The organism is Candidatus Eremiobacterota bacterium (assembly GCA_031082125.1).
Lineage (GTDB): Bacteria > Vulcanimicrobiota > CADAWZ01 > CADAWZ01 > Ess09-12 > Ess09-12.
The window spans coordinates 555,331-573,499 of the sequence record JAVHLM010000001.1 but is presented as its reverse complement, the minus strand read 5'-3'; the positions used below and the strand labels follow the sequence as shown (position 1 = coordinate 573,499).

Genomic DNA, 18,169 nt, shown 5'->3' with positions numbered 1-18,169 from the left:
CGACTGCTTCCCAAGTAGCTTCACATCATTGCTTTTCTATGGAGAAGAGCCTGACGCGGAGAGGTCATCGATTCAGCGCCTTTTTTACCACGAGCCAGCTGGAGTGTATTCTTTCCCTGTCCATGATACCTTCAGAGATTCTCACTTCTCGTATGAAGCCGATGAAAGGCTCGTCACCGGTGTAACAGTTTCCCAGCTCAAGAGGCGTGGTGCTGTTTCTTACCGCCGCCTCTGTTTCTTCAATCCTTTGCTGCTCGCCGTTCACATACACGGTCAGTGACCGGTCCTTTATCGTGACTGCCACATAGTTCCATTGATCCTGGGGCATTTCAAAGAGTACGAAGTTCGTCCATCCTCCGGCAATCATATAGTACTTATTGTCCTTGTATTTTGCTATCGTGATGCCTTCTTTGCCGGTCGTTCCCGGCTCATTGCTGAGGATGACTCCTCCTTTCCATGAAGAGCTTGCAGGCTTTACCAGGAATTCAATGGTGAAGCCGTCGTTCAGCGCAACAGGCGGGCATTTCACATGATTGAAGTCATAATCACTTAAAACCCTGTGAAACACTGGAGCCATAGAATCCTGCTGAACTCCAGGGAGGAGGTAGGATGCCCTCTGGGAGACAGCTATTTTGCTCAATGCACGAATGCCAAAAGCAAGCATCAGCGATGAGGCGAGAATCACCGTGAGAAGTACCAGGGCATATTTTCTTGCATAAGCGCAATACCCATTGAATCGCTTCCGGATATCATTTTTATCGGCCTCCATAAGGCCCGATCCCAGGATGACCAGGCAGAACACCAGCATGAGCAGAGGGTTGAGTATTATGGAGATGCCGGCCTCATAAGGCTCTATACCCGGAACCTCGAAAGGCCTGACCCCCGGCAGGTTGAAGTGATGATAATTCTTCGGGATAAAAAGCAGTCCGAAGAGCACCGCGTAGAGCCAGTCATATTTGTCAGAGTCTCTGCTGTTGATAAAGAAAAGGAGAGGTATATAGAGATGGAGCAGCCGGTAATCTGCGGAGAAATGGGGAAGGAGAATCATCAGGAACGTGAGCACAGATATTTTTTTCCACAGGGTCTTCTCGACGAGAAGGACATAAAGGACGGCAATGCAAAAAAATATCACTGCGAAGGGCACATAAGCTTTCATCCATAGATGGCAGGGGTATATCCCGGCTGTCAGGACTTTTATCAGTCCAAAGATGCTGCTCCCGAATATGATGCCTTCGTCGCCCATTGCATAAATCCCGAGGGTGATTTTCTGATTGAGAATCATCATATGCAGATTCTCCATAAAGCCCCCCTTGAAGGCCTGGAAGGTCGCTGCCGTGATGAGAAGAAAGACAATGAGCGTGATGAGCGCTTCTTTGAATTTCCGCTCAGAAGCGAGCAGCACGAGAAAGACTGCAGGAATGGCTTTCATTGCCATTGCCAGGGAGAGAAAAATGCATCCATGAAGAAAGAGCTTCCTTTCCTCATAGTAATAGAAAAAAAGATAAAGAGCAATAAACACAAAAATCTCAACATTTGCCCTGTCGAAAGTAAAGAGAAAGGGGTATGACAGGAAGGTAATAATCAGGGCATTCTTGCAGCTCTCAAGCCGGTCCCGGGATCTTATATTCACCAGGACTATAAAGAATATCGAGAGGGAGGTGAGAAGAAGAAACAGCATCAGGGAGTGTCTCCTGCTGAGCATGGTGAAGAGAAACATTATCAGATAGGAAAAGGGGAACAGGACGTTGTTCGCGCTTGGGGCATGTTCCAGGTAGGGACTGAAGTTTCTTGCAGGATCATAGACGGAGGCAAAGTCGCTGAACCTGCCATCAGGCCTGAAAAGAAAAGTGTCAAAGGGATAGCCGCACCTCTTTGTGGAGGCCCTGTAGCAAAAACCCAGTGCAATAATGAATCCAAGGAGAATAATGAAGGCAGTAAGACTGATTTTGCTTTCTCGGGTCATTATGCAGCAGTAATGGCGAAATAAATGGGACTTGATAATTATTTCGCGGCAGTTCCGGACTTATCCTCTGCGGGAGGAGGAGCGGCTCCATGTGAGTATTATCAGCTTTTTCTTGCAGGATCACTTCCCCTGGGAGCGCTAATATGGTATAATTGCCCTGCAGATAATACCCTTGGAAGTAATCCTATGAAGATAGATTCCCGTCCCTCACGGGTGTCACAGTCAGGCGCGCCGATGCCGGGTGCTTCCCCTTCACAAGCGCAGGCTTCTGACGGCTCTGCCTCTTGTGCCGCCGCCCCTGACGGCTTTGTCCCCGGCGGCGGTGCAGAGCCTCCGAAGCCCCTCGACCTGGGCAAGGTCTCAAAAGCCCTCTTTGAAGGGGAGTCGGTCCATGTGAGGTGGAAATTCAGAGCGAAGGACGACTTCTCCATGCCCCCCGCCGTGTCGCCTGACGGCGAAAGGGTTTATGCCTGTGACGGCAAGAATCTCTACGGTCTTACCCGCAAGGGGGACCTCCTCTGGGAGGAGAAGCTTGACTCATGGACATGCTCAAAGCCCATATGCGGCCCTGACGGCTCCGTCTATCTGTGGGACAAGGGCAAGCAGCTCAAGAGCTTCGCCCCTGACGGCTCCCTCAGGTGGATGCACCCCTTTGAAAGCTCCATCCAGTCCTCGCCTGCCGTGGGCCCTGACGGAACGGTCTTCCTGTGCACCCAGGACCGGAAGCTCAATGCCCTCAATGGGGCTGACGGCTCCCTGAAATGGAGCGCCCCGATGGATTTCTTCGGCTCGCCGAGGCCTGCAGTGGCCGCAGACGGCTCCGTCTCCCTTGTCGATGACCAGGACATGCTGTACCGTTTTGACGGGGACGGGAACCTCATGTGGAAGAAAAAGTCCCCGGGAAAGGTGAATGGCCCCCTTTCGGCAGGCAGGGATGGCACCACCTATGTGCCCTCGGAGGACGGGAAGCTGTACGCCTTCAACGGGAAAGGAGTCCAGAAGTGGTCCCACAAGGCGGGATCGCCCCTGCGCAAGCCCCCCGTCGAGGGTGATGACGGCACTCTTTACCTTGCCACCTTTACGGGCAAGTCCATTCAGGCGCTCACGCCGGAGGGGAAGAAGAAATGGGAGTTCCCCATGGAGCATTTTGCCGAGGCGCCGCCGGCACTGGGTAAAGACGGCACAATCTACGTGAGCGGCTATGATACCAATTTTTACGCCCTCAACAGCGAGGGGAGCCTTCTCTGGAAAGAGAAATTCGAAGTGAGGCTCTCCGAGCCCCCTGTGGTGGGAGCCGATGGAAGCGTGTACCTGGCGGCCCTTGATGAGCACCTCTATTCATTCAAAACGGTGGAGCTCCAGGAGGAGTCTCTCGCCGAAGAGCCTGAAAGGGGCCCCCGGTCAATCCAGATTGATGATACCTCGGTCATAATCGGCGGAGTGAAAATCTCACGCAAGCAGTGAGCAAGGAGGGAGAACCGTTGCAGATATCAGGAAATTACCAGTACAGCCCTGAATCGATAAAGCCCCGGAAGGCCCCTTCGACCCACGGGGAGCCGTCTCTCATGCAGGACACGGTGACCACGGGAGGGGAGCAGGCGCCACCTCGGCATCTCTCGAGAGAGCTCCTCGCGCAGATTCAGAACAAGGGCCTTGCGTCAGCGGGGAAGCTCACGGCCTCCCAGGAGGCTTATCTCAAGAAGATGAGCGACCTGGCTGCCGCCGAGGGAGGTCTTACAAAAACCGGGGCCCTTTTCGGCATAGGAGGTGTCCTTTTCCCCGACTCGTCGGGCCGCATCAAGCACCTGGCCCTCCAGTTCGGGAATATGGAGTTTGACAGGCCCCTCCCGGAAAAGACGGCAAAGGGGCTCCTTGGGGTGTACAAGACTCTCTTTGCGAACATGCACCCCGAAACGCGCTTTACTGTGGTGACAGCCGACGAAAAGGGGGAGAAGACACTCCGCCAGGCCGCCGCCGAGAGCGGCATGGTGAACCCCGGGAGGGTGAACATCGTGAACGCCCACTCGCAGAAAGGCTTTTCCATATGGATCCGCGACTCCATGATCCCCGTGGCGAATCCCGACGGCACGACGACTCTTCTGATGCAGGACAGGACTTACTGGCCCGGCCCCGAGGATGCAAAGATAACGCCTCTCTTTGCCCAGGGAAACAGCAACCTCACGGCGGTGCCCCACCCTTCACTCCGCATTGACGGCGGCAACATGCTGAGCAACGAGGAGTTCATCTTCGTGGGCCAGGATTCCGTCGTCCACACGACTGACCGCCTCAAGGAGCTCTTTGTCCTTCCCCGGTGGAAAGACGAGATAATCCGGTTCTATGAAAACAGGACCGGGAAGGATGTGGTGCTGGAAGGGGTGCCGGAGAAGCCGGGCCAGGTGACCCTCGCGGAGATGTGGCGCACCATAGCCCCCGAGGTCTTTGAAAGCGAGTTTGAGCGCCAGGTTTATGTCATATGCCAGGATGACCCGTCAACGCCCCTCAAGGAGGAGCAGCCGGTTTTTCATATTGACATGGCCGTCACCCCCGTGGGAAACAGGAAGTTTCTCGTGGGAGACCCCGGCATGGCAATCAGGACATTCCAGGCACTCACGGAAGAGGAAAAGGCGAAAGCAAACAATGAGATGGCCAAAGAGGCCGGCTTTTCCCCCGGCACCGATCTGATCGGAAAGCTCATCGAGGTGAACGGGAGCGATGCCCACCAGGCCAATTTTGACAATGTGGCGAGGGAATTGAAGGAAAAGGGGTACGAGGTGGAGCGCATACCCTGCATGATTGGCCTGCGCACCACTTGGAGCCTGCCCTATCTCACTTACAATAACAGCATACAGGAGAATTACACCGATGAGAGCGGGAAGCAGGTGAAGAAGGTCTATCTTCCCACCTATGGGTGCGAGCCCCTCGAGAAAATAGCTCTTGATACCTATACCCGTAACGGTTACGAGGTCGTTCCCCTCAAAATGGCTGCCGTGAGTATCCTGGAAGGTGCCATCAGGTGCTCTTCCTATCCAGTTGAGAGGACCGATATACCGGGGCCCTCATAACCCCTTCAGGAAAGAGTATTTCCAGGCGGCAAAGTGAAGAAGAACCTCCGCATAAAGCTTATCATGCCCAGGATGAGCCTGAGGCCTGTGGACTCCGAATTCAAAAGGCTCATGGCGCCCTCCCTTTCCCTTCTCACCGTGGCAGCCCTCACGCCGAAGGAGCACTCCATAGCTATTGATGATGAGAACACAAGGCCCCTCTCCTTTGACATGAGGCCCGACCTGGTGGGCATCACCGTGAATGTGGACACTTCCAGGCGCGCCTATGAGATCGCCGGCAGGTACCGGCAGCTCGGGGTTCCTGTCGTGATGGGAGGAATACATGCAAGCGCCAACCCTGAGGAGGTGCTCTCCCACGCCGATTCCGTCTGCATAGGCCCTGCGAACGGCATATGGGAAAAGATCGTCTCTGACGCGGCATCCCGGGGACTCAGGAGGTTTTACCGCCGCGGAGAGGGAGGGGAAGTGCCCGACATACCCCTGCCCCGGTGGGACCTTGTGGACACATCCCGCTACCTTTATTCAAACATTGTGAGCACCTCGGCGGGGTGCCCCTTTTCATGCGAGTTCTGTTACAACTCAAGCGGCTATATGGGGGGGAGGACGCTGCTGCGGCCCCTGGAGAGCGTGATAAGAGAGGTGGAGAGCCTCCCCACAAAGCATGTGATGTTCATCGATGATAATTTCATCGCTGATACAATCCGCGCCATGGCACTCGCAAAGGCTCTCAGACCCCTGGGCCTCAGGTGGAACGCCGCGGTCTCCGCCGATATCGTCCACCATGACGATCTCCTTGACGAGATGGCCCTGTCAGGCTGCAGGAGCCTCTTTATCGGTTTTGAGAGCATCAATCCCGATTCCCTGAAGTCGGTGAGGAAGGGCCAGAATGACAGGGCCCTTTTTGAGAAGCTTATCGCGGGCCTTCACGACAGGGGGATTATGATCAACGCGAGCATGGTATTCGGCCTTGACTCCGACTGCCCTGAGGTTTTCAGCACCACGCTCCGGTGGCTCGTGGAGCAGAAGGCGGCCACCATGACGGCCCATATCCTCACGCCTTACCCGGGAACGGATCTTTTCAGGCGTTTTGTCGAGGAGAAGAGGATCACGGATTTTGACTGGTCCCACTACAATACCTCCTCGGTGGTCTTTCAGCCCCGCCGCATGAGCCCCCGGGAGCTTTCCGAAGGCTACCTCTGGATATACAGGAAATTTTACGAGACGGGGAGCATTCTCTCAAGGCTCCCGCGGCGCCGCTCCCTCTGGGCGTCTTACCTGCTCTTCAACGTTCTTTACAAGAAGTTCGGGAGAGCGGCTTCGCGGGCAGCGCGCTGCACCGGCACCATGGCGGGCCTGGGGAGAATGGCCCGCCTGCTCTCCTATGGCATTTTTTGATATGGCAGGCATGCTATCCCGGAAGAAGCGGGAAGCATGGAAAGAGAGGAGCATCAATGAGAGAAAAGCTTTTTACCATTCTGGCAGCCTGTTTTTTCCTGGTGACGGCGCTCCCTTCATACGGCAGTTCAGGATCGCTCCCCGGGGGGGGATTCCCTTATGAGGTCACAAAAGGAGAGCCCTTCCCGGCACTTTCCGCGCTTTTCAGGCAGGACAGGGGATGGACGGGCGCTGATGGCGCCTACAGCATCCCTCTGGATTCCACGAAATCGCTCTGGTTTTTCGGGGATACCTATATCGGGGAGATTACCGGGGGGAGGAGAGTGAATCACAGGCTCATCAATAATACCATCGCTCTTCAGCCGCGTGGCGTTAGAAACAGGAAAATGTGGTTTGACTGGAAGGAAATGGAAGGACGTCCCCGCGCCTGGTTTGTGCCGGCGGCAGCCGATGAATGGTACTGGCCCGGCGACGGCGCCATGGCGGAGGGGATGCTCTACCTTTTTTTCAAGCGCCTGGCGCCGATTCCCGATGCACCTGCGGGCTTTCAATTTGACTGGAAGGGCGACGATCTCATCGCCGTGGAAAACCCCCGTGACGATCCATTCCGCTGGTGCTGGAAAACGGCTGTGCTCCCAAGCTTTGGAAAGTCTCTTCACTTCGGGACCGCCTGCGCAAAAAAATCGGGCTATCTTTACGTCTACGGGCTTCAGGATGATTTCGCCCCCGGGGGCCTCAGGCGTCTCGTGGTCCTCTCCCGCATCCCTGAGGCAAAGCTCAGGAATCTCGAGATATCAGCTTTCGAGTACCTCTGCAGCGAGGGGGGCCGCAACTCATGGAAAAAGAAGCCGGAGAATCCTGCAACGCTCTTCGAGGGGGGAGCGACGGAGATGACGGTGAGCCAGGTGAAGGGCGTAGAAGGCTTTATCGCCACTTACACGCCCGATAGCTTTGGCCCCCGCATAGTGATCCGCCACGCTTTCCAGCCCGAAGGGCCCTGGAGCGAAGCATGCGAGGTGTACCGCTGCCCCGAGGAAGGAAAAGGGATCCTCCTTTACGGCGCGAAAGCCCACCCCGAGCTGAGCGAAGGACCGGGCGATCTTGTCATCACTTACTGCAGGAATACGGGCTCCCTTGAGAGGGATGTCACAGAGCCCTATGTTTACTTTCCCGAGGCGATAAAGGCAAAAATAGCGCCGCGGTGAATCCACGGAGAGCACCATGGAGGAGTGGCCATGAGCGGAGCCCCGAAGGAGCCTATTCCCGCCGTCATAACTGCCGGAGGCCTCATCTCGGGCGGTTTTGCCTCCGAGGCAGGCACGGCCATAAAAGCAATGGTCCGTATCGGGGAAAGGACTCTGCTGGAGGGGACTATTGAAGCGCTGAAGGAGTCGGGAGTCGTGTCGGCTGTCGCACTTGTGGCTCCCGGGGAGCTTGAGGGAGCCTGCGAGGCCCGGTCAGCCGATGCCTTTATTGAAGCTGACCATGACGGTGTCGAGAACATCAGGAAGGCCCTCACCCATTATTCCCAGGCTCCCCGCGTGCTTTTCTGCACCTCCGATCTCCCCTTCATCAACGGCGCTGCCGTGCGGGACTTTGTGGCCCGCTCCCCGGAGCACGCCGTAGTAACCTATCCGGTGTTCAGCAAAGACGAGATAGATCCCGCCATAAGGCCTGGTGTCCCCTCTTATCTCAGCCTGAAAGAGGGCCTCTATACGGGCGGCTCGGTGTTCTGCCTCAAGGTGGCCCCATGCCTTGGGAGAATCGATGAGATCGGCAAGGCATTCAGGGCGAGAAAAAGCCCCCTGGCCATGGCCCGTATCCTCGGCCTGAAGATAATACTGAAGTTTCTGCTGGGGAGCTGCAGCCTCGACGATATCGTGGCCCGTGTGGAAAGGATCATGGGAGGAGCATGCGCCCTCATCAGGGGGTGTGACGCCGGGATCACCGTTGATATCGATGACCTCCACTCCTATCATTTCGCCCTGGAGTACCGGAAAAAATTCCCGTGACCTCCCGGGCCCTCTTCTTTTTCTGGAGGATAACTGCTCCCTGTAAAGAATCTGATCTGGATACCAGATAAGACAGGAACATTCCCATGCTGAATATATTCAAGACGGAAGGCACATCGCTCAAAGAGCTCACGGCGGCCACCCTGGAGAAAGGGGCGTGGATCCACCTCGTGAACCCTTCAATGGATGAGCTGAACACCGTCACTGACGGCACAGGCGTGCCCATGGATTTTCTCGGGGCGGCCCTTGACGAAGAGGAGCGCTCGCGCCTCGAGGTCGAAGAGAACTGCATCCTGGTCATTACCAATATCCCCCTTCTCATCGATGAGAACAATTTCGACACCCTCCCGCTGGGCATCGTGATCACCCAGGATTATTTCATCACCGTGTGCCTGAAGCACAGCGACATTTTCTCCCACTTCAGGAGCGAGCGTTCGGCCTTCTTTGACACGCAGAAAAAAACAAGGTTCCTTTTCCAGATCCAGTACAAGGTGGCAGAGCTCTACCTGAAGCACCTTGCCTATATCAGCCGCCACACTGACCGTATTGAGCAGATCCTCAGGAAATCCATGCAGAACCGTTCGCTCTTTCACCTTTTTGAGATTGAGAGGAGCCTTGTCTACTTCACGACGGCCCTCAAGGACAACGGCGTGGTGCTGAAGAAGCTCCTGAGGCTCCGGAAAAGCAGCCAGTTCCAGCATCTTCTCCAGATGTACGAAGAAGATGAGGACCTCCTTGAGGATGTCATCATTGAAGACGAGCAGGCCGTGGAAATGGTTGAGATGCACAGGAACGTGCTGAGCGGCATGATGAATGCCTTCGCCTCCATCATCTCAAACAACCTGAACATGGTCATGAAGTTCCTCGCCACCATCACGATTATCCTTGCCGTTCCCACGATGATCGCGAGCTTCTGGGGCATGAACGTGAGAGTGCCCTGGGGGATAAGCGACAATCACCCCCTTGGATTTCTCTATGTGGTGATTTTTGCCGTGGCGAGCACCTCTATCATTGCCATGATGCTTCTCAAGAAGGAGCAGCTCTGACAGGCCTCATCCTGAAGCCCCCCTGAAAAATGCCGCTGATTATTCTGTCATCCCTGGAGGATTTTTCCCTGCAAAGGCAAATTGTCAATAAAATCATTGTGCTTTTGGAGTGAGCCTTATGGGGAATATTCAATGCAAGAAATGCCTCTGCGCCCTGCTTGTTATCCTTGCCCTCTCTGCTCCCCCTCTTTATGCCCAGGATATGAGGGAAGACAACGGGGAGAGCGATCTTGAGCTGGTAAACAGGCTCGCCTCATACCTCCGGGAGAAGCAGGGGCCGGCCCTGGCGCAGAAAGACCGCGGCGATGACGAATTACAGACTGTCGTGGGGACCGATGAAGAGATATTCCGCATGGACAGGCCCTTTGTGAGCCCGGGCAACCTTGAAAACCACGCGGTGGTCCTGGAGAATTACTATAATTATGAATCCTACAAGGACGGCTCGACAGTCTATAACTGTCTTCCCTATATTCTGAGATTTGATACAGGGAAAAACACCGAGGCAAGGATTTACAGCGATTTCTATACATGGCAGCACCCGACTAACGGCGTCAATGATATCAACCTCGGCTTCAAGTGGCAGTTCCTGAATGCCAGGAACGCTTCCATGGCCCTTATGGGAACCGTTGAGCTTCCTACGGCAGGGGGAGGCGTCGGTGATCCCGGTGTGGAGCCGGGAATCATGTTCATCTATGACCAGAAGCTAGGCGGGCCCTGGGACGTGCTCATCAATGTCGCCCTCAACAATTACATTGACGGCACAAGCTTCCTGCACTACAACAGGATGACCTATGCCGCTTCACTGAATTACCAGCTCACCAAGAAGACATCGTATTATCTCGGCAGCTCGGCCCTCTGTCCCAAGTGGTATCCCAACAGCTTCGACATCACCCGCCTTACCGGCGGCTGGTGTTACAGCCCGAACAGCAGGAGAAGTTACACAATCAATGTCTCAAAAGGGCTCTCATCAGTGCACAGGGACTGGTGGCTCCTCGTGGGGATAAGCAACAGGCTTTAGGGAGAATCGTTATCCCGCGATGCTCTCGGAATGGACAAGCCCGGTGGTGATCTCCCCGCTGCCCTCCTCGAGGGTGAAAAAGAAGGTGGTCCCCTTCTGGGGCTCCGACTCAACCCATATTTTCCCGCCATGGCGGTTTACCAGCCTCTTGACGACTGCAAGCCCGATCCCTGTACCCTCCACGTCGCGGGCGTTGGGGAGCCGCTTGAAGACATCAAAGACTGCCTCATGATATCTTATATCGAAACCGGCGCCGTTGTCCTTCACAAAGTAAACGGGAGGCAACGTGCCTGCCATGGCGCCTACCTCGATGAGGGCGTCAGCCTTGCCCCGGCTGAACTTGAGGCTGTTTGAGAGCAGGTTGATGAAGATCTGCTTCAGCAGATGGGGGTCGGCTTCGCAGGGCGGCAGGTCATGGAAGGCGATGATGACGGTGCGGCCCCTCTGGAGGTCTTCAAGCTCCATGAGGGCTTCTTTCACCAGCACCCCGGTGATGACATTTTCTTTTCTCAGGGGAGCCCCTGAGAGGCGTGAGAAGCTGAGGAGATCATCAATGAGCTCCTGGAGATGGCGGGCATTGTTCAGGATCACCTGAAGATGCTGCTTCCCCTCGGGGGGGAGGAGGGACCCGTATTCGTCGCTGATAATGCCCGCATAGCCCGACATCAGGTTCAGGGGCGTGCGGAGGTCATGAGAGACGGAGTAAGTGAAAGCCTCAAGCTCCTTGACGGTGGCCTCAAGCTGGGCCGTCCGCTCTTTCACGCGGCGCTCCAGCTCGGCGGCGAGGCGGATGTTTTCTCTCTCCCTGATCTTTCGCTCCGTGATATCCTTGACGATGGCCTCGACGACATCCTCGCCAAGGTGCGGGTCCTTCACCACGAAAGAGTCATGGATGACCCACTTGTCGATTCCCGAGAGGGTTCTGAAATGGTACTCAAAGCCATGGATCTCCCGGTGATTTTCAAGGCTTTCCCTTACGGTGCCCTCCTTTTCCGTGTAAACAAGCACTTCCCTGAGGAGCTTCCCGGTGATTTCTTCGGGGGTGTAAGGAAGATCGAGTATGGCGATGAATCCCCGGTTGGCAAAGAGAATCCTGCCCTCTCTGATGGTATAACGGTAAACCCCGTCGCGGGTGAACTTGAGAAGCCGTTTGTACATCTCGTCCATGGCACGCATCTTCCTGCCTTAAGGGGAAAAGAGCCTCTCCCTGGTCATCTTGAATTTTTCAAAGAGTTTCTGGTATAGGGTGAAGGTATCTTTCTGCGGTGCACAGGTCCTTGTACATCGTATCACAGGAAGCGCCTTTTCTGCAAGTACAGGAAATACGCCCATTCCGCTGAATGCAAGGAGCGCCGCTCCATAGAGCGATGCATGGGGGTTCTCGGTGAATTTAAGGCTTATGGTGCCGATGTCTGCCATTATCTGTCCCCACAGCTCATAATGGCTCCCCACCCCTCCTGTGACCCTGATCTCCTCAACGGGCAGGGCAAGGGACTGCAGCGCCTCAAGTATCTCTCTCGTCTCAAAAGCCACGCCTTCAATGACTGCCCTCAGAAGGCTTCCCCTGGTATGACTGAGGGAGAGGCCTGTAAAAACCCCATGGGCATCGGCAAGCCAGTGAGGGGCCGCGCTGCCGTCAAGGTAGGGGAGGAACAGAAGCCCTCCTGCTCCCGGCGGCACTGCTGCCATGGACTCGATGAGGTGCCGGGAGGGCCTCTTCCCCGAGATGAGGCTGGAAAACCAGCTGATGCTTCCGCCGGCGGCATTCTGGAGGCCCTCAATGCACCATCTGCCAGGTATCACGTGGGCAGTGCAGGCGAGGCGCCTGAGAGGATCAAGAAGGGGGGCCAGGGTGGGGGTTATGGTCACGGCGGCAGTTCCCATGGAGAGCCCGGCGATGCCGGGATCGATGACCCCCGCTCCCAGCGCGGCGCACTGCTGATCGCCTCCTCCTGCAAAAAGGGGGGTGCCCTGGAGAAGCCCGCATAACGGTGAGGCACTGAGGCTCACCACCCCCGCTTTGCTGCCGGCCGGCACGATAGGGGGGAGCTTTTCCTTCCCTATCCCTGCAAGGGAGAGAATGACCTCGCTCCAGGCGAGGGAAGAGATGTCCAGGAGCCCCGTAAGGGATGCCTGTGATGAATCGGTAAGAAAGTCTCTTGCTCCCAGGGCTCTGAGGATGAAATCGCCCGGCATGATGAACTGGCTTGCCGCGCGGTAGGTGGTGGGGTCATTCCTTTTCAGGGAGAGAATTTTTCCGATGGTAAACACGGCATTGAGGGGAAGGCCCGTAATGCCGTAATAGGCTTTGTCGTCAATTCTCTCCCTGAGCCCTGCCACGTCCTCATGTCCGCTCATATCCTGCCATGAAATGCCTTTACCCATGGCCTTCCCCTGGCTGTCAACGGCGATTACCGAAGCCCGTTTTGAAGAGAGGGAGCATCCTCCGATTTCTACAGGCCTCACGCCTGATTTCTCAATGGCTTCTCTCAGGCACATAAGGCTTTGCCGCGTCAGGTTACGGGCATCAAAAAGCACGGTGCCGCTGCCCTGGAATTCCCTCCGGTAGCTTCTCCTTGAGAAGCCCCGGAGCCCGCCCCGGTCATCAAAGACTCCGGCCTTTATCGACGAGGTTCCGATGTCAATGGAAGCTGCATACGATCCCATAATAGCTCCAGCAGGCCTCGTAAAGGTACAAGCGCAGAAAAGTCGTCAGCATGGGTGATATATTGCGGGAACGAAGCGGCAATGATTACGGTAACTGTTTCTTTGATGCTCCGCCTTATTCCTCCTTTCCCCGGGGCTTCGCCCATTGATTCCAGGCTTTTCCTGCTGCGATGGCGAGCAGGAAGAAGGTGGCGGGAAGCACAAGGAACCGCGCAAGGACCGTCAGATATGCTTTCACCACGTGGCCGAGCCCCCCGCTGAAAACCCTTGCCCAGAAAAATACGGCGGCACCGCAGAGGATGAGAAGGAGCACCCCCTGGCGGGGCGGCACGGGAATGCCTTTTTTAAAGCTGAAAAAGCTGAGCATTTTCATAAACAAGCCCCCTGCAAATCCAGGCCTGCACCATTCAAGCCCCCAGACTGCCAGGGGGGGAAGAAGCATCAGGAAATACATGAGGGGGTGAGCCCTCTGCAGCACCCTGAGGAGTGCCTCGGCGCTGATGAGGGGCAGAAGAAAATAGCTCACGAAAAGATAGTCTGGATAGCCGGAGAGGCATGACTTTGCCGAGAAAATGACGGGACATGCGAAAATAAAATCTGAAAGAACCAGCGATGACGCAAGAAGGAGCATGGCCCCCGCTCCAGAAAGGACGGAGGCTGCGAACCTCCGGCCTCCCTCTTTGAGGGGAAGGCCTGGTGAATAGTAAGAGGCAGTAAGTCCCGCCATGATAAGGAGAAAGAAACTGCAGCCCCCTAGAAGCGGGGTGATCCCCGGGATATAGAAAAGGGCGCCCCCTGCCACCAGGAGGATGGTCCAGAGAAGGAACCCCCCCCGCCCTTGGGATGTGAAGATTCCCATCGCTCCAAGGGTGAGGAGAGGGAAGAGGCCAGCCATGAATACCGCCGCCGACAAGGTGAAGAGGGGATACTTCACCTCCACGGGGCCTTGAAGGGCGCCATAAAATGAATAGTCGAGCCACTCGATGAGCCTCTTCACCACGTAGTAATCCTCCTTTTCAGAGGCATGGTTTGAAGAGGGGGAGATGAAGAGTTCCATGGCGGTGCGTTGCTCAAAGCTTCCCACCCTTATTCCTTCAGTTTTCACGGCGCCGTCGGTGAATGAGGCGATCATCTCCCTCAGGATCCCGGGGCCGTTGAGATCATCATGGGCACCGGTTCCCACGAGGAGGTTCGAGGGGCTCCTGTTCACCTCTCCGCCGATATAGTAGCCCACGGTGACTACTGCACGGACGGTGCTGTCATAATAGGCGGCTTCAATTGCGGGGATGGCGCCATAAGAATGGCCGAAGAGGGCTTTTTTCCCCGTGTCAGCCTCGGGATTGTGGGCGGCGAGGTAACGGGCCGCCCCCTGTACCACCTTGAGATGGGTTCTTGTATTGAGGCCGGACAGGTTGAGGGCGAAAGCGCAATACCCCTTCCTGGTGAGCTCGAGGGCCATGGCTCTGTACCATTCGGCATAGTTGTTAATGCCTGGCAGCAGGAAGACGACGGGGGCTTTCGATGCGCTCTCCCTGAGATGGGGCGGCTCAAAAAGCAGTCCGGAGGCCGTAATTCCTCCCTCGACAGGGAAGGTAAGGAAATCCACCCTGGCGGGAATGTAAGAGAATACCATCCCCAGGAGCCCTGCCGCGGCGAGGGCCAGTGATATCACGAGGCAGGCCCGGTGACCCATCGGCTATTTATGTGACACGAGGGGAAAATCCTGGCCTGTGCTGAACTGCACGATATTCTGGGAGCCTCCCTTGTATTTCTCTGCAAGCTCAGGGACTGTCCTCGAGAGATACTGGAGCAGGGCGTTCACCGTGACTTTTCCCTCCTTGTTGAGAGGCGCCTGGGGCTTCTTCCCGGAGCCGAGGCCTGAGAGGATGGCATAGGTGAGAATTCCGTGGCCGAGCTCCGGCACTTCGATGGCATACTGCTCGTCTGTCGAGGCCGCAATGAGGAATGTGCCGCTTCCTCTCGCAAGGCGCTGCTGGGCTTTAATGACGCCGCCGGGATCGCTCCTGAGCATGAGAGAGCCCAGGGCATGGGTCGTTCCCCCTGACTGGCAGGCATCAATGACAAGGACCTGCCTTGTTGCCGGGATCTCGGAGAGGGCTTGGCCAAGCTCGAGCGATGAGATGCTGGTGGCCCTGATTTCATGCTCCGAGTCAACCTTGACGTCCTGGGGCAGGAAGTAAAACATGTCGCCGACAGTGACGCCGTGGCCTGCAAAGTAGAGGAGCAGGGTGTCCTGGGGGAGGGCCTCCTTTGAGATTTTTGAGAGGGCCCCCAGAATTTCTTTTTTCCCGGCTTTCTCGTCGGTGATGCAGAGGGGCTTTACCTGGCTGAAAAGTCCCGGTTTGAAGAAGGAGGCGATGGACCGGGCGTCTTTCGAGGCATACTGGAGCTTGAGGCCGCTTGAGTAACTGTCAATGCCGATGGAGAGCACATAAAGGGTGGGTTTTGACGATGACTGCCTGCCGGCCACGAAGGCCACCTCGTCACCGCGGCTCTCGACGGTCCCGTCGCCGTTGAAGGCCGTTGCCCTTACGCGGTTGAGGCCGTTGACCACGGGGATACGGTAGGCGATCTTCTGGCCGGTGCGCTTTCCCTTGTCGGCAACGTGCTTGCCGTTGAGATAAAGGCCCGCATTGGAGATTCCCCCTCCCGCCTGCTCCTTCAGTTCAACCGAGACACTCACGGCAGTATCATTGATCTTTTCACTGCTTCGCGGCGTCAGTATCTTTACCAGGGGAGGCGGCTTCAGGCCCGCAAAGCTTTTTGCGGGGCGCGGCGTCCCGCCGGGCCCCGCCTGCGAAGCGCGGCCCGATGTGACAATCTTCGAGAGGAGCCCGGGAGTATAATATTCATTGAAGAACTGGTCCAGGGTGTACATTCTTTCCCCTATGCGCCACTCGATTATTTTCATGCCCTTCTGTGATCCGTCAAAAAGCCCGTCCGGTGTCGTGGCCACCCAGTCCTTCCCCTCGTCCATCAGGAAGGCCGAGCCAAGAAGTGTGCCTTCGGGGACCTTCCATAACTGCACGTCGCCGTCCTTGCCCCCCGTGATTATGACATGGCTGTTCGCGCTGAATATCACGTCCCTGTCTCCCTCGAAGTGGCAGACCTCTTTGCCTGATGCCACGTCAAAGACATAGATGAGCCTGTCCATTGCGAGGGCGATGGACTTTCCGTCCGGTGAATAGCTGATCCCATAGATTGCCCTTCTCGTGTGGGTATTGAAGGTCTTTACCGGCTCCTCGTAGCCGACTTCCCACATCTTTGCCGTTCCGTCCTGCATTCCGGCGGCAAACTCCCTCCCGCCGGGGCTTATGGCCACGGACCAGGCCCTTTTCCACGTGCTGTCGGATTCAGGCTTCAGCTCTATGATGGTCTTCCTGTCGGCGATGTCCCATTGCCGCACTCTGCCGTCGGTGCAGGCTGTCGTGAGGACCTTGCCGTCGGGGCTGAAGGCGACGGCCGTCACCTCGCCGGGGTGGCCCAGGGTGGCGCGGAGCCTGCCGTTCTGCACGTCGTATATTCTTGCCTTTTTATCCTCGCCTCCCGTGGCGATTGAGGCGCTGTCAGGGCTGAAGGCCACTGCATTAAGGCCATCCTTGTGGGCGTCGATCTGGTGGAGAAGCTTGCCTGACCCGGCCTCCCGGATTTTCAGTTTTCCCAGGCGGTAGCCTGTCGCGAAGAGGGTTCCTTCACGGTTCAGCGCCACGGCAAAAACACTGGAATCATCGGTGAAAGCCCGTGCCACCCTGCCGGAGGCCAGGTCCCACAGGGCGGATGTGCCGTCCAGGCAGCCCGTGGCGAGGAGGGTGCCCTTCTGGCTGATGGCGAGTCCCGTGATGTACGAGGATTTTCCCTCCAGGACGGCAGTCTCTTTTCCCGAGGCAGCATCAAATACATAGGCTTTCTGGTTGGCTGAACCCGCTGCAAGAGACTTCCCATCGGAGGAGACTGCAAGGCATTCCAGGCAGTCATCGACGGGGAAGGACTTTACTGGCTTCCTGGCTTTGAAGTCCCACAGGGAAACCTTATTGTACGTCGTTGACACGAGGACCTGGGCCCTGGCGGCGAACTTCACATCGACGGGGTACTGGTTATCCTCGTGGGTATAGGCTCCTGTCTCTTTCCCGGAAGAAGGGTCCCAGAAGGTGATCTCATGGGTACCGCTCACTGCGGCAAGGCATGTGCCGTCGGCAGAGAAGGAGAGGGCCTTGACGGATTTTCTCTTTGCCCATCCGCTCTTCTTTTTCCTGGAGGCGCCGTCGATGATGATGATCCCGTCTGAGGTGCCCACGGCAATGCTCCTGTCGCGGGGATTGAAGGCCAGGGCCGCCACGTCATATTCCGTGGCGAGTGCCCCTTCTTCCCTGCCGCTCTTCACGTTCCAGAATTTTACCGAGTTGTCTTCGCTGCCGCTCACTATGGTGTTTCCGTCGGGCAGGAAGAGGAGGGCCGTGATTTTTTCCTTGTGGCCTTTCAAGGTGGCAACGGTCTTTCCCGTCGTCACGCTCCAGAGCCTTATGGTGGTGTCGCTGCTCCCCGTGGCGAGGGTGCTCCCGTCAGGGCTGAATGCCAGCGAGTAAAGGCCGCTTGAGTAAGGGATATCGTCCTCGACCCACCTGTGGCCCGCCATGGTGGCGATGAGCTTTCCCGATTTTGCGTCCCAGAGCTTGGCAGTCTCATCCTTGCTTGCCGTGGCGATTATCGTGCCCTGGGGATTGAAGGCGCAGCTGGTGATGCCGTCAATATGGCCGTTCTGGACCAGCAGCTCGGGAGAGGCCTGGCGGGGCGGCGCCACCCCGGCATAGTGGCTGAAGTTAAGGGGAATTGTCGAAGCCGGCGGCGCAGCGACAAGGGCAAGTATCGAGAGCATAATGAGCACCCCGGCGGTGAGAAAGAGTTTTTTCCAGCACTTCATAGGTATCGCTCCTTTTTCACAACTTACGCTCTTTGCAGAAAGCCCCGGTCATGGCAGTCTCCGGGAG

12 protein-coding genes are annotated in these 18,169 nt (G+C 56.5%); 7 read left to right on the top strand and 5 right to left on the bottom strand.

The annotated features are described in order from the left end of the window. Positions 1-64 precede the first annotated feature (64 nt). The gene (locus RDV48_02340) at positions 65-1,963 is read right to left on the bottom strand and encodes a LamG-like jellyroll fold domain-containing protein (GenBank protein ID MDQ7821616.1); all 1,899 of its coding nucleotides are present in this window, start codon (positions 1,961-1,963) and stop codon (positions 65-67) included. Positions 1,964-2,149: 186 nt separating this feature from the next. On the opposite strand from RDV48_02340, the gene RDV48_02335 reads away from it, so the two are divergent. The 7 genes from RDV48_02335 (at position 2,150) to RDV48_02305 (ending at position 10,496) form a co-directional block, all read left to right on the top strand. Next, on the top strand, positions 2,150-3,427 hold the full coding sequence (locus RDV48_02335) for a PQQ-binding-like beta-propeller repeat protein (protein MDQ7821615.1): 1,278 nt from the start codon (positions 2,150-2,152) through the stop codon (positions 3,425-3,427). 17 nt (positions 3,428-3,444) lie between these two features. Further along, positions 3,445-5,025 carry a hypothetical protein gene (locus RDV48_02330; protein ID MDQ7821614.1) on the top strand — a complete coding sequence of 527 codons (1,581 nt, stop codon included), beginning with the start codon at positions 3,445-3,447 and terminating at the stop codon, positions 5,023-5,025. 33 nt (positions 5,026-5,058) lie between these two features. Beyond that, positions 5,059-6,420: a radical SAM protein gene (locus RDV48_02325; protein ID MDQ7821613.1), complete on the top strand. Its 1,362-nt coding sequence runs from the start codon at positions 5,059-5,061 to the stop codon at positions 6,418-6,420. Positions 6,421-6,476: 56 nt separating this feature from the next. Then, positions 6,477-7,625: a DUF4185 domain-containing protein gene (locus RDV48_02320; protein MDQ7821612.1), complete on the top strand. Its 1,149-nt coding sequence runs from the start codon at positions 6,477-6,479 to the stop codon at positions 7,623-7,625. A gap of 30 nt (positions 7,626-7,655) precedes the next feature. Next, positions 7,656-8,432 (top strand): nucleotidyltransferase family protein, encoded by a 777-nt coding sequence (locus RDV48_02315; GenBank protein MDQ7821611.1) that lies wholly within the window; start codon positions 7,656-7,658, stop codon positions 8,430-8,432. 86 nt (positions 8,433-8,518) lie between these two features. Then, positions 8,519-9,478, top strand: a complete 960-nt coding sequence (locus RDV48_02310; protein ID MDQ7821610.1) for a magnesium transporter CorA family protein — start codon at positions 8,519-8,521, stop codon at positions 9,476-9,478. Positions 9,479-9,596: 118 nt separating this feature from the next. Further along, positions 9,597-10,496: a hypothetical protein gene (locus tag RDV48_02305; GenBank protein ID MDQ7821609.1), complete on the top strand. Its 900-nt coding sequence runs from the start codon at positions 9,597-9,599 to the stop codon at positions 10,494-10,496. Between the two features lie 9 nt (positions 10,497-10,505). Here RDV48_02305 and RDV48_02300 read toward each other — a convergent pair whose 3' ends face one another. The 4 genes from RDV48_02300 to RDV48_02285 all read right to left on the bottom strand — a co-directional run bounded on the left by RDV48_02300 (position 10,506) and on the right by RDV48_02285 (position 18,102). Beyond that, positions 10,506-11,663 carry an ATP-binding protein gene (locus RDV48_02300; protein ID MDQ7821608.1) on the bottom strand — a complete coding sequence of 386 codons (1,158 nt, stop codon included), beginning with the start codon at positions 11,661-11,663 and terminating at the stop codon, positions 10,506-10,508. A gap of 18 nt (positions 11,664-11,681) precedes the next feature. Then, positions 11,682-13,163 carry an FGGY family carbohydrate kinase gene (locus RDV48_02295; GenBank protein MDQ7821607.1) on the bottom strand — a complete coding sequence of 494 codons (1,482 nt, stop codon included), beginning with the start codon at positions 13,161-13,163 and terminating at the stop codon, positions 11,682-11,684. A gap of 115 nt (positions 13,164-13,278) precedes the next feature. Continuing rightward, positions 13,279-14,856 carry a hypothetical protein gene (locus tag RDV48_02290; GenBank protein MDQ7821606.1) on the bottom strand — a complete coding sequence of 526 codons (1,578 nt, stop codon included), beginning with the start codon at positions 14,854-14,856 and terminating at the stop codon, positions 13,279-13,281. Positions 14,857-14,859: 3 nt separating this feature from the next. Further along, complete coding sequence (locus RDV48_02285) at positions 14,860-18,102, bottom strand: caspase family protein (GenBank protein ID MDQ7821605.1); 3,243 nt, start codon at positions 18,100-18,102, stop codon at positions 14,860-14,862. Positions 18,103-18,169 lie beyond the last annotated feature (67 nt).